General features: G+C 41.2%; 10 protein-coding genes. 8 read left to right on the top strand and 2 right to left on the bottom strand.

Features of this window, described 5'->3' with window-relative positions; all coding sequences use genetic code 11:
- The 6 genes from sufB to Q8907_04110 form a co-directional block, all read left to right on the top strand.
- Positions 1-1153, top strand: a 1153-nt coding sequence (sufB, locus tag Q8907_04135; protein ID MDP4273449.1) for a Fe-S cluster assembly protein SufB, incomplete at its 5' end; no start/stop codon positions are given.
- A 56-nt stretch (positions 1154-1209) separates the two neighbouring features.
- Complete coding sequence (gene sufC / locus Q8907_04130) at positions 1210-1959, top strand: Fe-S cluster assembly ATPase SufC (GenBank protein ID MDP4273448.1); 750 nt, start codon at positions 1210-1212, stop codon at positions 1957-1959.
- Between the two features lie 133 nt (positions 1960-2092).
- Positions 2093-3460: a Fe-S cluster assembly protein SufD gene (sufD, locus tag Q8907_04125; protein ID MDP4273447.1), complete on the top strand. Its 1368-nt coding sequence runs from the start codon at positions 2093-2095 to the stop codon at positions 3458-3460.
- Between the two features lie 20 nt (positions 3461-3480).
- A complete protein-coding gene (locus Q8907_04120) occupies positions 3481-4698 on the top strand; it encodes a cysteine desulfurase (GenBank protein ID MDP4273446.1) in 1218 nt (405 codons plus the stop codon).
- Between the two features lie 11 nt (positions 4699-4709).
- On the top strand, positions 4710-5144 hold the full coding sequence (locus Q8907_04115; protein ID MDP4273445.1) for a SufE family protein: 435 nt from the start codon (positions 4710-4712) through the stop codon (positions 5142-5144).
- Positions 5145-5172: 28 nt separating this feature from the next.
- Positions 5173-5493, top strand: coding sequence for an iron-sulfur cluster assembly protein (locus Q8907_04110; protein ID MDP4273444.1), 321 nt, complete (start codon positions 5173-5175; stop codon positions 5491-5493).
- 462 nt (positions 5494-5955) lie between these two features.
- Here the strand turns inward: Q8907_04110 and Q8907_04105 are convergent, their stop codons facing one another.
- Positions 5956-7482, bottom strand: coding sequence for a hypothetical protein (locus Q8907_04105; protein ID MDP4273443.1), 1527 nt, complete (start codon positions 7480-7482; stop codon positions 5956-5958).
- 899 nt (positions 7483-8381) lie between these two features.
- Here Q8907_04105 and Q8907_04100 point away from each other — a divergent pair.
- The gene (locus tag Q8907_04100) at positions 8382-11633 is read left to right on the top strand and encodes a glycoside hydrolase family 38 C-terminal domain-containing protein (GenBank protein MDP4273442.1); all 3252 of its coding nucleotides are present in this window, start codon (positions 8382-8384) and stop codon (positions 11631-11633) included.
- 626 nt (positions 11634-12259) lie between these two features.
- Here Q8907_04100 and Q8907_04095 read toward each other — a convergent pair.
- The gene (locus Q8907_04095) at positions 12260-13585 is read right to left on the bottom strand and encodes a glycosyltransferase family 39 protein (protein ID MDP4273441.1); all 1326 of its coding nucleotides are present in this window, start codon (positions 13583-13585) and stop codon (positions 12260-12262) included.
- A gap of 293 nt (positions 13586-13878) precedes the next feature.
- On the opposite strand from Q8907_04095, the gene Q8907_04090 reads away from it, so the two are divergent.
- Positions 13879-15985 (top strand): glycoside hydrolase family 2 TIM barrel-domain containing protein (locus Q8907_04090; GenBank protein MDP4273440.1); only part of this gene is annotated, 2107 nt, incomplete at its 3' end.

The raw sequence follows: 15985 nt of genomic DNA, 5'->3' as shown, positions 1-15985 counted from the left end.
CCAGGAAATTGACCCTGAGCTTAAAAGTACCTTCGATCGCCTTGGAATTCCCCTGGAAGAGCAGAAACAACTGGCCGGAGTAGCTGTTGATGCCGTAATGGACAGTATTTCTGTTAAAACAACTTTCAAGGAAAACCTGTCGGACATGGGGATTATCTTTTGTTCCATATCTGATGCCATACGGAATCATCCGGATTTGATTCAGAAATATCTGGGTTCCGTAGTTCCTTATACCGATAACTTTTTTGCAGCTTTAAATTCTGCGGTTTTCAGCGACGGTTCTTTTTGCTACATTCCAAAAGGGGTACGCTGCCCGATGGAACTTTCAACTTATTTCCGTATTAATGCGGCCAATACCGGTCAGTTTGAGCGGACCCTGATTATTGCCGACGACGATAGTTATGTAAGCTATCTTGAAGGCTGCACGGCCCCTATGAGGGATCAAAATCAGCTTCATGCCGCCATTGTTGAGATAGTGGTCAACGAAAATGCTGAAGTAAAATATTCTACCGTACAGAATTGGTATCCGGGAAATAAGGAAGGTAAAGGAGGTATCTTCAATTTTGTTACCAAACGCGGGATATGCAAGGGTAATAATTCTAAACTATCGTGGACACAGGTAGAAACCGGTTCGGCCATTACCTGGAAATATCCCAGTTGTATCCTGAAAGGCGATAATTCAACCGCCGAGTTTAATTCGGTTGCCGTGACCAATAATTACCAGCAGGCTGATACCGGCACAAAGATGATCCACCTGGGTAAAAATACCCGCAGCAGGATACTTTCGAAAGGTATATCGGCCGGATTCAGCGAAAACAGCTACCGCGGCCTGGTGAAAGTGATGAAAGGGGCTGTCAATTCAAGAAATTATTCCCAGTGCGATTCGTTGTTGCTGGGTGATAAATGCGGGGCACATACTTTCCCTTATATTGAAGTTGAAAATAAATCGTCGGTGGTGGAACACGAAGCCACGACATCAAAAATAAATGAAGAACAGATTTTCTATTGTAATCAGCGGGGCATCAGCACTGAAGATGCTGTTGGGATGATCGTCAACGGCTATGCGAAAGAGGTTTTAAACAAGCTTCCCATGGAATTTGCCGTCGAAGCCCAGAAGTTACTCCAGATCAGCCTGGAAACCAGTGTGGGCTAATGTCGAAACAATAGAAAAATTTTTAAGTAGAACTGAGAAATTTAAATTGAGCATACATGTTAAAGATCAGTAATTTAAAAGCTTCCATCGAAGGTAAGGAAATATTACATGGCATCAATCTGGAAGTCAAAGCCGGAGAGGTTCATGCAATTATGGGGCCCAATGGCTCCGGTAAAAGCACACTGGCTTCTGTTTTGGTTGGCCGGGAATTGGTCCAGGTTACTGGCGGCAGCGTTACCTTTGACGGCAGGGATCTGTTGCAGCTTTCGCCTGAGGAACGTTCACTGGCTGGCATATTTCTCAGCTTCCAGTATCCTGTGGAGATCCCTGGAGTAAGTATGGTCAATTTCCTGAGAACAGCAGTCAACGAACACAGAAAATATCAAAATCTTGAACCGCTTTCGTCTGCAGCTTTTTTGAAACTGATGCGCGAGAAAAAAGAACTGGTTGAAATAGATTCACAACTTACTACCCGGAGCGTGAACGAAGGTTTTTCGGGCGGGGAGAAAAAGAAAAATGAAATTTTCCAGATGGCTATGCTTCAGCCTAAACTTTCCATCCTGGATGAAACGGATTCCGGACTGGATATCGATGCCCTGAGAATTGTTGCCAACGGGGTCACCAAACTGAAGACAAAGGAAAATGCTACGATTGTCATTACCCATTATCAAAGGCTTTTGGATTATATCGTCCCTGATTTTGTCCACGTGCTTTATAATGGCCGGATTGTGAAATCAAGCGGGAAGGAATTGGCCCTCGAACTGGAAGAAAAGGGATATGACTGGATAAAAAACGGCGATTTTTAAAATTTTAAGATCCGGTTTTTATTGATTATTTAATAAAAATTATGAAACGAACATGTTTGCCAATAAAGACAAATACTAATAAAAATAGCAAACATGGAGTTACATACGTCCTTTAAAAGTCAATTATTTACGTATGAATCAAATAGATATAAAAACAGATTTAACTGATCGATATATCCAGCTTTTTAATACCTTTAAAAAAGATATTACCCGGGATTCTTCCCTATTTATCAATCAAAAAAGGGAAGAAGCTTTGGAAAAGTTTGCCCAAACCAGGCTTCCGGATTCAAAGAACGAGAATTACAAATATACTTCCATCCCGCATTTTTTAAGAGGTGATTATACCCCGTATTTTGTACTTCGTAAAATAGATTTTAACCTTCAGGATATTTTTGCATGTGATGTTCCCCGGTTAAATACTCATCTTGAGGTGGTGCTCAACGGGTTTTATTATGGTCTGAAGGAACCCCTGAAAAAATATGAGAACGGTGTAATCATGGGCAGTCTAAAAGCTGCTGCCAGGGAATATCCGGAAATTGTTGAGAAATATTACGGACGTTGCATAGATACCCCGGTTGACAGCCTGGCTACGCTTAATACTGTTTTTGCCCAGGATGGAATTTTTGTTTATGTACCGGATGGCGCAGTGATGGACAAATCCTTGCAGATAATTAACCTGTTGATGTCAGACGATAACCTGATGGTTCATTACCACAATTTAATTGTGCTTGGGAAAAACAGCCGGGCAACAGTTGTAGTCTGCGATCATACTTTGTCGCCTCACAGGTTTTTAGCCAATTCGGTTTCCGAAGTTTTTGCTGACCAGGGTGCAAATTTTGATTTGTATAAAATTCAAAATGAGCATGACGATGCAAAACACATCACGAATGTTTTTGTCAGTCAGCAGGCTGACAGCAACATGTCGGCCAATACAATTTCCCTTCATGGCGGACTGATCCGGAACAATTTTTATGTAAACCTTGAAGGTAAGGGAGCCGGTAATGTCCTGAACGGATTGTTCATTGCCGATAAAAAGCAGCATTTGGATAATTTTACTTATGTTGAACATGCTGTTCCGGATTGTTCGAGCAATCAACTTTATAAAGGCATTCTGGATAATGCGGCAACCGGTGCTTTCACCGGTAAAATCCTTGTCCGCAAAGATGCTCAGCGCACCAGTGCATACCAGCGGAACAATAATATTTTACTGACCGATGAAGCCAGAATGAACACCAAGCCACAACTTGAGATCTATGCCGATGATGTTAAGTGCAGTCACGGGGCAACGGTAGGCCAGCTCGATGAAGAAGCTTTGTTTTACCTGCGTGCCCGGGGCATAAATGAAAGGGAAGCCAGGTTGCTGCTGATGTATGCCTTTGCCCATGAGATAATTGGCAAGATAACGGTCAGCCCGTTGAAAGAACGCATTGGAGAACTGGTGAACAGGCGCCTCAGGGGGGAATTATCCAGGTGTTACACCTGTGCGATGAAATGCAAATAAAAATATATTATCCGAATTAAATGTTTGATGTAAAAAAAATACGGGAGGATTTTCCAATACTGAAGCAACAGGTGTATGGCCATCCGCTTGTTTATTTTGATAATGGGGCTACCACCCAGAAACCCAATGTGGTAATCGATGCAGTAAGCGATTTTTATCGTACCAGTTACAGCACTATCCACCGTGGAGTTCACTATTTAAGCGAACAGGCAACGGAAGCCTATGAAGGCGCAAGGGAAAAAATTCAGCACTTTATAAATGCCGAGTATTCGCAGGAAATTATTTTCACCAGCGGTGCTACAGGCTCGTTGAATGCTTTTGCTTTTTCTTTTGGTGAAAAATATATTCATGAAGGAGATGAAATTATTATTTCAGCTATGGAGCACCATTCAAACCTGGTTCCATGGCAAATGCTTTGCCAGCGAAAGAAAGCAAAGTTGAAATTCATTCCTTTCAATGATGACGGGGTTCTTGATCAGGAGGCTTATCACAATCTTTTTACGGATAAGACCAAACTGGTATCTGTAGTGCATGTTTCCAATACCCTGGGTACCATCAATCCTGTAAAGGAGATGGTAGAATATGCTCATCAGCATGGAGCGCTTGTTATGCTTGACGGTGCACAGGCCATTCAGCATCAGGATATTGATGTACGCGACCTCAACTGTGATTTTTATGCTTTTTCTGGCCATAAAATATACGGGCCAACCGGCATCGGGATCCTTTACGGGAAAGAAAAGTACCTGAACGAAATGCCTCCTTATCAGGGCGGCGGTGATATGGTCGATTGTGTAACCCTGGAGAATACCACTTATAACGATCTGCCTTTTAAATTTGAAGCCGGTACTACAAATTTCGTGGGAGCCATTGGTTTGGGGGTTGCCATTGATTATGTGAATTCTGTAGGGATAGCGGATATTCATGCCTGGGAAAATGAGTTGCTCCAGTATGCTACAAAAAAATTAAAGAAGGTCGAAGGTCTGCGTATTTATGGGAATTCTCCGGATAAAGCCTGTATCCTGTCTTTTTTAATGGGTGATATTCATCCTTATGATGTGGGAATGGTACTCGACAAAATGGGGGTGGCCGTCAGGACCGGTACCCATTGCACCCAGCCGATTATGGACCATTTCAATATTGAAGGTACTTTGCGGGCTTCGCTTGCTTTTTATAATACCAAGGAAGAAATAGATATTTTGTATGATGCTTTGCTCAAGGCAAAGAAAATGTTTGAATAATTTTTTTGAAAATGACTTTGGAACAAACACAAGATGAGATAATTGCTGAATTTGAATTGTATAGCGATTGGATGGACCGGTACAATTACCTGATTGAATTAAGTAAAGACCTGCCGGTGATAGATGCCAAAATGAAAACGGACGAATATGCCATCCGGGGTTGTCAGTCAAAAGTTTGGCTAAATGCTGAACTAAAAGAAGGGAAAATTGTTTTTACAGCTGACAGCAATGCAATCATTACCAAAGGGATTGTCGCATTGCTCATCAGGGTGCTTTCCGGAAGGACACCCAAAGAAATTATGGATTGTGATTTGTATTTTATTGATCAAATAGGCCTCAGACAAAATCTGTCGCCCACACGTTCTAACGGATTACTTGCTATGATCAAACAAATGAAACTTTATGCCATAGCTTATAATTCCAAGTTGGAAAAAGAAGCGGAATAAACCGGTAAATTGCTTTAAAAACAAAACGATGGAAAAAGTAGACTATTTACAATTGGAAAGTGAAGTCGTAAATGTCCTGAAAACAGTTTATGATCCTGAAATACCCGTGAACATCTATGATATGGGCCTGATTTATGAGCTGAATGTTAATGAAGAAGGCATGGTTGATATCAAGATGACTTTAACTGCGCCCAATTGTCCCTTGATTGATGACCTGGTTGAAGAAGTCAACACCAAGGTAAGTGGGGTGGAAGGGGTGAAAGGCGTAAATATCAACCTGGTATTCGATCCGCCCTGGGATAAAGACCGGATGTCCGATGAAGCCAAACTTGAACTGGGTTTTCTATAAGCCGCCCATAAGCTAGATGTTGTTCGATTGAATTATTGATAAAAATAAAAACTTTAGATAAAACTACGAAGTCACGAAAAGTCTTTCAATCGCCGGCGTTGCTGTAAGTGGTGCCTGAGCGGAGTCGAAGGCACAGGAAAATAGATTTGATCTGTCCTTGTGGTAATGCCTTTTTGGAAACCTCCAACCTCCTGCTATAGACCCTTTTTTAAGGGGCAGGGATTAAAAAGGTGAAAAATTCACCCCGGAAAACAAGAAACTTTGAATCCCTTGAACTCTTTGAACCCTTGAACCCTTGAACCCTTGAACCCTTTAAACCTCTTGAACCTATTAACCCATATCAACCCATATCAACCCACCTCAAACAATCTCAAACCACTTCAAACCACTTCAAACCACCTCAAACCATTTCAAACAATCTCAAACAATCTCAACCCACCTCAAATTCCCTGCCCCTTAAAATTAAAAATCATAGTACTTATTAATCAGAGAGGTTCTGAAAGCCACATAAACATAATTGGTCAGGCTGGAACTGAATTTTGAACTAAGATCCCTGCGCCTGTAGCCTATGCATAAGTTCATGTTGGTTTTTGGATTCATCAGGTAAGAGAGTTCCAGGTTAATATATTTGAGGGTGGTTTTAACTCCCTGTCCCACCGTATTGCCATAAGAGTCTTTCCCTCGTGAGGCTGTATTTTCGCTCTTGAAAATATCTTGTCCCCAATTGGATTTTACAGTATCAGCGCCATAGGTTGTATAATTGAACTGGGTTGAAAGTCCGAGGTTTTTAAACCTGTAATTCAGAAAACTGATTGATTCCCTGAAATTGGCTCCCATCGGGTCGGTCAGTACCTGGTTGTAATGCGAGTAATTTTGTGCAGGTACCCTGTGGGAGAAGACATAGGGCCTGACCTGGTTGTACTCAGTCTGAAAATATAAATTTTTGAGGCCCAGGCAGTCAAAATATTTGAAGCCTCCCTGAAATCCATATTTACTGAGGATATAACCCGAACCTTTCTTGGCTTTGCTGATGTCCATATCGTCAAGTACGAATTGCCCGTACAATTGGGTACGACGGGAAGGGATCCATTTTAAGTTTGCCCCGATGACCGAATTATCCGGCGAACCAAGCGAAAATTGCACGGAATGATAAAAAATGACGGGATTAAGGTAACTCACATCAAATCCTCTCGTTCCGGTTGAATCCTGTTTCTGCCAAATGACGCTTTCAAAAAGCGAAAACTGAAGGTTTTTAAAAACATTCAGGCTGAGGTAATGAAAAGCGCCATATTTCCTCCTGTAGCCGCTTTGATAGGTATGTGGCTCGTCCAGATTGAGAAAGGTGGTATACAGGTTGGTGTATTGCAACTTCCAGATGGTGGTGGTAACCTTAAAATAGGGATAGCTATAAGCATTATCACTGAGCAGAAGCGAACGGTATCCGTCACCGATGAAATTTTTGCCCTGTCCAAACTGGAAATTAAAATGCCGGGAAGGAGAATAGGAAAGATAACCGGTGGCCTGCGAATAATCAAATCCCTTTGACCCGTATCCCCGTGCCTGTCCCTGCCCGGGGATTACTTTATTCTGCCTGACATAGGCCGTCAGGTATCCGGGAAATACAGCCTGATTCTCGTAATAATCGGAATAGAACCATAATTTTTCCCCTATCCGGCCCTGAACCATTATTCCACGGGTATTTACATAGTAACTGCCATGATTATTCTGATCCTGTCCAACTTCAAAATTAAAAAGAGGATCAATGGTCAGCTGCAGGTCATCTGAATCGACATGGATCAGATGTTCGTAACCAAATTTCCTGACCAGCCAGGAATGATGCTCTTTATCCCGGTTGGCTGAAAGCAGTGAGTCGGTATTTACTGGAATGTTCCGGAGGTCGTAAGGCTTGAAAGAACTGAAAATGTTTTTTTTGTTCAGGTCACATTCCCTTTCAACCAATTGGTTGAGGTCGCGGTTGAGGGGAAACAAATCCTGTCCGTTTATCTGATTGTATACTAAAAAACTAAAAAAAATTATAATTAGGAGAATTCTATTTATACTCTGCATGATTCCTAAAAAATTGTTATTCTACTAAAAAAGAGATATTTGGCCTTTTAAAGTATTTATCTTTTTATATAAAGATAATTTATATTGCCAAATGAATCCGTATATGGCGGATACTCCGAAAGGGAACTCAATGCCCTATCATCCATATCTTTGTCCCGTTAGGGACAATATATTGGTAGTAAAAAAGGGATAACCCAATAGACTTTAAGTGCCGTCAGGTACGATATAATTTTTAAATATCGTTCTTCATAATCAATTTCAAACCCTTTCAAACCCTTTTATCTATTTCGTCCCTGACGGGACTTTTATCTGATACCTATTTGTTTTTCTACCAGTATTTAGTCCCTAACGGGACTGTAAAAATCTTCAGTCTGTTTCATTCGAATATAGTTTAATTTTTAAAGGACCTATAAAACGCTATGTTTGCTATTTTACCTACGGTGATCCGTCAGCTGACGGATCATTCGTGTTTTGTGTTTATTTGCAAACATGTTCGTTTCAAAGGAAAATATTTTACAAATAATGTTTCATCTGCGGGATTTTTTAGAAAAATTACAATTCCCCGCAGAAATGCTAAGCCGCTAAGGTATAAAAAGTTTTGTTTTTAACTTTTTAAAAAAACTTCCTGATTTTCCCGGAATAAAATAACAACTGTTGTTCTAAGCACATAAATTGCGCCTTTTCTTTATTTTATATATTTCCCTCCCGTATTATTTATAAATTATGGTATTTTTGCCTGTTCCCAAGTTGTTTTGGATTTATATCACCTGCAAATACTTAATTTTGCGATTATATTAACACTTAAACTAACTATTAACAAAATGAAAAAGAAATATTATTTGGCCATTTTGAGCCTGTTAATTTCAGGGCTGGTCTTTTCCCAGCCCTATGATAGACGCGAAAAATATAATGCCGCTATGGATAAAGTTTTGTACACTATTGGTTATGCACATCTGGATACGCAATGGAATTGGGATTATCCGACCACCATCAACGAATATATCAGAAATACAATGAGAGACAACTTTCATTTATTCGAAAAGTATCCCGACTATGTTTTTAATTTTACCGGATCCCGGCGTTACCACATGATGAAGGAGTATTATCCTGAAGATTATAAAAAAGTGGTTCAATATATCAAGCAGGGCCGTTGGTTTGTATCCGGTTCTTCCGTAGATGAAGGCGAAGCAAATATTTCTTCTTCCGAATCCATCATCCGGCAGGTATTATATGGAAACGACTATTTCAGAAAAGAGTTTGGAACAGAAAGCTGTGATTATATGCTTCCCGATTGTTTCGGGTTTCTGGCCAACCTGCCTTCGATCTGGCATCATTGCGGTTTGCTCGGTTTTTCAACACAAAAGCTTACCTGGCGTTCAGCCAACGGAGTGCCTTTTAATGTGGGTGTATGGAACGGTCCTGACGGGAAAGGGATTATTGCTGCATTGAATGCCATGGATTATACAGGGCATGTAATTCCAAGGCTTGATCTTGACCAATATTGGGCTGAGAGAATTTCCCAGGATATCAGCAAGTACGGAATTTCTTTTGATTACCGTTACTATGGAGTGGGTGACCGCGGGGGCTCTCCCAGGGAAAATGATATAAAAAATGCCATTGGAAGCCTGAGAAATAACGACAGCAAGTTTAAAGTTATCCTTACCTCTTCGGATCAGATGTATAAGGATATTACCCCGGAAATACGCCAGAAACTCCCCGTTTATTCAGGCGATCTTTTGCTTATTGAACACAGTGCAGGTTCCATGACCTCACAATCTTTTATGAAACGTTCCAACCGGAAGAATGAACTTCTGGCCCAGTCGGCCGAACAATTGGCTTCATTCGCAGATTTGTCGGGCAAAGCCGCTTATCCTTTTGAAAAGTTGAACAGGGCCTGGGAACTGGTATTGGGCAGCCAGTTTCATGATATACTTCCGGGAACTTCTATCCCTAAAGCTTATGAATATGCCTGGAACGATGAATTTATTGCTGCAAATGGTTTCGCTCAGGTACTTAAAAATTCCGTGGCTGCCATTGCCAAAGATTTGAATACCCAGACCAAAGGCAGGACAATTGTTGTTTATAATCCTGTTCCCCGTGAACGGGAGGATGTCGTTACTGCAGAAATGAAATTTCAGACCCTGCCTGAAGATGTTCAGGTATTTGACGGAAAGGGAAAAGCTTTGCCTACCCAGGTTATTAGCCGGAACGGGAACGACCTGAAGTTCATTTTCTTTGCCAAAGTACCTTCAGCCGGAATGGCTGTTTATGATGTCCGTACATTGAATAAACAGAAAGTATCCGGGACAACTTTGTCGGTTACCAACGAAACCCTTGAGAATGAATTTTATAAGGCCAGGTTTGCTTCCAATGGTGATCTGGTCAGTCTTTTCGATAAAAAAGCTCAAAAGGAACTGCTTTCAAAGCCTGCTGACCTGGAATTCCTTCATGAGTCTCCTTCTCAATATCCGGCATGGAACATGGACTGGAAAGACCGCCAGAACCCTCCGGTTGATTTTATGAATCAGGATGTTTCTTTCCGGATTGTTGAACAGGGCCCGGTGCGTATAGCCCTGGAAATTACCAGGAAAGGCAGGAATTCCGAAATCGCTCAGGTATACAGCCTCGCAGCAGGTGAAGCAGGGAAATGCCTGGAAGTAACCAATAAGGTTGACTGGCAATCGAAGGGTGTGAGCCTGAAAGCCGCTTTCCCGCTTGCCGTGAATAATGAAAATGCTACTTATAACCTGGGTGTGGGGACCATCCAAAGGGGAAATAATAATGAACGGAAATTTGAAGTGCCTTCCAAAGAATGGTTCGATCTGACGGATAAATCAGGAAAATATGGCGTTTCAATTTTAGAAGACTGCAAGTTTGGTTCAGACAAACCGGACGACAATACTTTGAGACTGACCTTGTTATATACCCCTGAAGTGAATCAAAACAACAGGTCATTTATTTATCAAAATACCCAGGATTGGGGTATCCATGATATAAGGTATGCAATTTACGGGCACGCAGGTGATTGGTGTGATGGCCAGTCTCCCTGGAAGGCTAAATTTTTCAACCAGCCTTTGTTGGCTTTCGAAACAACCAAACATTCCGGTAAATCAGGCAAAGAATTATCTTTAATTTCTATCAGTTCTCCTGAAGCTGGCCTGATGGCATTCAAGAAAATGGAAAATGGCGATTATTACATCGTCAGGGTGAATGAACTTTATGGCAAAGACGCAAAAGGGATACAAATCAGTTTCCCCAACAAAATTGTCGATGCCTATGAAGTAAACGGACAGGAACAAAAAATCGGGGATGTCAGTTTGCAGGACGGCAAATTGAATTTTGACCTCAGTCATTATACAATCCGCAGTTTTGCTGTTAAATTCCAGAATGCTGCAGAAACTTCCGGCATAAATAACCAGGTTTCACTGGACTTGCCATTTGACAGGGATGTCATGAGCTTTGACGATAACCGTGATGACGGTAATTTTGAGTATGGTTTGAGCCTGCCCGCTGAATTGATTCCTGATGAAATAACCAGCGAGGATGTTCATTTTAAAATGGGAGGCCGCCAGGACGGGCAAAATAATGCTGTAGCCTGCAATGGCCAGAAAATAAACCTTCCCCAGGGTTCATACAATAAATTATATATTCTTGCTGCTGCAACTGATGATGTACAGAAGGATTTCAATATAGATAACCAGCCTTTTACACTTGGGATACAGAAATGGACCGGTTATGTAGGGCAGTTCTACAACCGGCATTTTACTCCCGATATGAGCGATGTGATTGCAATGGACAAACCTTTCGCAAAGAAAGACAATATTGCCTGGTTCGCTTCGCACCGTCATATTTCCTATCCGTCCCAGAATGATGCATATCAGTACAGTTATATTTACAAATACGAGATTGATTTACCAAAAAAATCAAAAACACTGACTTTGCCCTCTGATAAAAAGATCAAAGTATTTGCTATCACTCTGGCAAAAAACAATGAGGATAATGTGAAAGCCCTGGATCCGTTGTTTGATGAATTTCAAGGCAATAAACCTTTTGAATTAAGGGCCATCAAATAAAATCTTCTGTAAAATAAAACAGATTTTTATAGCCGGCTGGTAATAAAAATAAATTTTAAGGGATTTAATTAGCGGGTAGTTGTTGAATTTTCAATAATTACCCGCTTTTTTATTCGTGCCTTACTTATTCCAGGATGAGGCAGAAAAACTCTGAGTTTCGTTGAGTTTTCTCAGCGTAACTTTTTAATATAAAATAATTAACCACAAGGAAAACCGGGTTTTCACAAAGATCACAATTAAAACTTGTATTCTTAATGAACTCCGTGCCTAAGTGGTAAATGTATTTCAAACCATCTCAAACTTTTATTTAATAGGTCACCGCTACGCGGCTTGATTACTTGATTTCACTATATTATCTACAAATAGGATGCCGCTATGCGGCTTAATATAAAATTCATCCCGGAACACAAGAAACTTTGAACCCATTGAACCATTTCAAACCATCTCAAACAACTTCAAGCAATTTCAAACCACAAGGTACACAAGGTTTTCACAAAGATCACAATAAATATGTATTCTTAGTGCCCTTTGTGCCTTAGTGGTAATATTTTAAACCATCTTGAACCCTTGAACTTTTAAACTCTTTGAACTGATCCTATTTATCACCCATAGGCTTTAATTATACCCTAACGGCTTAAACTCCTGCCTTTTATATGGCAAACAAGTTTATCTGCATAACCGGACAATAATACGATAAGGTAAGGCAGAGCGGAAACAAACAACCTTTCCGATTCATTTGGCGCGCCCAACAGGGCCGTCATAAATTGGGCCGTGATAATGGTCCATATACAGATTTTCAGCCAGGGTATCTCTTTTGACTTAATCCAAAGGTAAATGATATAGATAAAATCAAAAACCAGCAAGAGGTACAAAAACCAAAACTTCAGGCTGAGGATATTGGAAATTACCTCTATCCACCTGCCTGAGACTCCTTTCCTGAATTCAGCGTAAATGACCGAAGTTGATGAAGTACCCGTTTTGAGTATCTTTTCCAGGCTTTTTTGTAAATAAACCGGGAAATGATGCAGGGTACAATTTTTATTATATTTTGCAATCCTTCCCGGATCAAAAAGAGTAAATATGCTGTCACTCAAATCTTCCCTGTTCTCTTTATGAATATTGGTTGTGATGTAATCCGACAGTTCGGTGTCACTTTTATCCGTGTAAATGTTGTAATCGATCAGAATATCCAACTGGTTTACAGTGGAAACGACGGATATATTGTTGACTTCATTGCAGGTATAATTTAAGTGGGAATATCCTATGATAAGCAAAATACAAACTGCCGATGCGGCCAGCCCTGACAGGCTCATTTTCCACTCCGTTTTCCTGATCATCATCCTGATGATCCAGAATAATATGATCACCGGTAATAAAAATATAAACGCCGGCCGCAGCATGATCAGAAAGAAGATATAAAACGTGAAAAGTACCGCTTTATAAATTGCCGGCTGCTTTAAATAGGAAACAACGAAATAGAGAAATACAACGAGGGCGGATATGGAAAAAGATTCTGTTAAAATACATTTGTCAAAATTTAGGGTAGATGGCAAAATGCCGTAGATCAGGGCTGCTATTAAGATTACTGCACGCTTTTTTAAAATATTTTTCAGGGTTTTGTAAAAGACGATAATGGTCAGAAAAGAAATAATGGATTGGGCCAATACTACATTTTGTAACAGGTTTGTAGTTCCAAATAATTTTATCAGCCTGATGAAATAGGGGTATACCGGAGTCCTGTAGTCTTCCACCTGCCCGAGCAATATATTTGCATTGTAGCCTAGATAGGTTTGTGAATCAGGATAGTCGTGGGTTACAGAAAAAAACAAATAAAAAATGTATCTGAAAATACCGCAGGTAAGCAAAAGCCAAAATAGATCGTTAGAAAGAATTTTATAAATGTAATTTTGCCATTTACCCTTTTGAGCAAATAAACGTAATGTCGAAATCATGTTTTAAAAGGATGAGTGATAGGGCAAAAATAATATTTTCCCTAAAACAGAAGTAGTCGGTAATTGCATGGGTTTGCTTCAGTTGATCTGTCTTATTTTGCAGATATTTAACCTTTTAGGCGGCGTGGTTGAGGTAAAATGTTCTGTTTGACTGTAATGATTTTTAACAATTCTTATGAATTCGTGTAATCGTTCCGGTACAATTTGTATTTTTGGAATCGTTTGCATTTATAAGCATGTTTTATGTACCTGGCCTGTAAATAAATTTTATTTCTGGCTTTAAAATCTTTTAGATGAAACCACAGATACAGATGAAAGTATTTTTTCTTTTCCTATTATCCCTATTGGTTTTTTTATCCGTTCATGCTGCCAGCGATAATACTATACCTTTAAAAGGAGAATGGAAGTTTCAGACCGATCCGCTGGACAAAGGGATTAGTGAACAATGGTTTGCCCGTTCACTTTCTGAAACCATCAGATTGCCGGGTTCAATGTCCGAAAACGGCAAGGGGGATGAGCTGACCCTGAAGACGAAATGGACAGGCAGTATTTATGATAGTTCGTGGTATTATAACCCGCGTATGGCTAAATACCGGCAGTCGGGTAAACTGAAATTCCCTTTCTGGCTTACCCCGGATAAATATTATGTGGGTGCTGCCTGGTATCAGAAAGAAGTTGATATTCCTGCCAGCTGGAAAGGCAGAAGGATAGTGCTTTTTCTTGAACGTCCCCATTGGCAGACTACGGTATGGGTGGATAATATACTTATCGGTTCTCAAAACAGCCTGTCGACTCCTCATGATTACGACCTGACTTCTTCCCTGGCGCCCGGGAAACATACTCTAACCATCAGGGTCGACAACAGCACAAAGACAGTAAATCCCGGGCAGGATTCACACAGCATTACCGACCATACCCAGGGCAACTGGAACGGCATTACCGGACAGATGAACCTGAAGGCAGGTTCTCCGGTTTTTTTTGATGACATCCGAATTTATCCGGATATCAAAGCAAAGAGGGTTAAAGTCATTATAAATATAAAAAATTCAACTTCATCGCTTGATGCTGTAAAAATCGGGCTGACTGCCGGATTATTAAAAGGGACAGGCGGGAAGAAGCTGAAATCCCTTACTTCTAAAGTTAAGGTTTCCAAAGGTGATAATATCCTGGAACTGATTTATTCCATGGGCGATAATCCCCGGCTTTGGGATGAGTTCAACCCGGTGGTCTATCAGCTCAGGGCTGTGCTTGCCGACAAATCCGGCAACAAAGATGAGAAGCTGATGATGTTTGGCATGCGGGAGTTTAAGGCCAACGGAACTCATTTTGAAATTAACGGGCATCCCACCTTTCTGCGCGGAACGGTCGAGAATTGCGTCTTCCCGCTGACCGGCTATCCTCCCACAGATGAGGCTTCCTGGGCAAGGGTCTTTGCCATTTGCCGTGCCCATGGATTAAACCACATGCGTTTTCATTCTTTCTGCCCTCCCGAAGCTGCTTTTATTGCAGCCGATAAAGCCGGTTTTTATCTGCATGTTGAATGCGGAAGCTGGGCCAACCATGGGGTTTCACTGGGCAGGGGCGAGGCCATCGACCGGTATATTTATGACGAATCCGAACGTATCGTAAGGGAGTATGGCAATCATCCTTCGTTTTGCATGATGGCTTATGGCAATGAACCACGCGGCAGTTATGTGCCTTACCTGAATAAATTTGTTGATTATTGGAAGGCTAAAGATCCCCGGAGGTTATATACCGGGGCAGCCATTGGCGGCAGCTGGTCTATAATTCCTGCAAGTGAGTATCTTGTCCGTGCCACTCCCCGCGGGCTTCCCTGGTCAAACTCTTTACCTTCCACAACTTTCGATTTCAGGAACAAACTCGAAAACCAGACTGTTCCTTATGTTTCGCATGAAGTTGGCCAGTATTGCGTCTTCCCGGATTTTAAAGAAATCGGTAAATATACAGGCCCTTTGAAAGCCAGGAATTTCGAACTTTTTCAGGAAGATTTAGGCGACCACCACATGGGCGATCAGGCCAATGATTTTCTGATGGCCTCGGGGAAGTTGCAGGTCTTGTGTTACAAGGCTGAGATAGAAGCTGCCTTGCGCACCCCGGGATTTGCAGGTTTCGAGCTGCTCGCTTTAAATGATTATCCAGGCCAGGGAACTGCTTTGGTTGGCGTTCTCGATGCTTTCTGGGATGAAAAAGGTTATTCGACTGCCCCTGAGTTCAACAGGTTCTGTAATCATACCGTTCCGTTGGCAAGGATTCCGAAATTCGTGTACACCAACAAGGAAACTTTTAGCGCGGCTGTTGAAGTTGCCCATTTCAGCGGTCAACCTATGGAGAATGCTTCGTCATCCTGGAAAATAACGGATGAAAATGGGAAAATAATTT

The organism is Bacteroidota bacterium (genome assembly GCA_030706565.1).
GTDB lineage: Bacteria > Bacteroidota > Bacteroidia > Bacteroidales > JAUZOH01 > JAUZOH01.
Note: the sequence above shows the minus strand (reverse complement) of the source record. Positions and strands in the feature narration are given on the sequence as shown.

Bases quoted from the DNA above. Each gene is read 5' to 3' on its own strand.
- sufC (MDP4273448.1), top strand. From the start codon at position 1,210: ATGTTAAAGATCAGTAATTTAAAAGCTTCCATCGAAGGTAAGGAAATA.
- sufD (MDP4273447.1), top strand. From the start codon at position 2,093: ATGAATCAAATAGATATAAAAACAGATTTAACTGATCGATATATCCAG.
- Q8907_04100 (MDP4273442.1), top strand. From the start codon at position 8,382: ATGAAAAAGAAATATTATTTGGCCATTTTGAGCCTGTTAATTTCAGGG.
- Q8907_04115 (MDP4273445.1), top strand. From the start codon at position 4,710: ATGACTTTGGAACAAACACAAGATGAGATAATTGCTGAATTTGAATTG.
- Q8907_04095 (MDP4273441.1), bottom strand. From the start codon at position 13,585: ATGATTTCGACATTACGTTTATTTGCTCAAAAGGGTAAATGGCAAAAT.
- Q8907_04110 (MDP4273444.1), top strand. From the start codon at position 5,173: ATGGAAAAAGTAGACTATTTACAATTGGAAAGTGAAGTCGTAAATGTC.
- Q8907_04120 (MDP4273446.1), top strand. From the start codon at position 3,481: ATGTTTGATGTAAAAAAAATACGGGAGGATTTTCCAATACTGAAGCAA.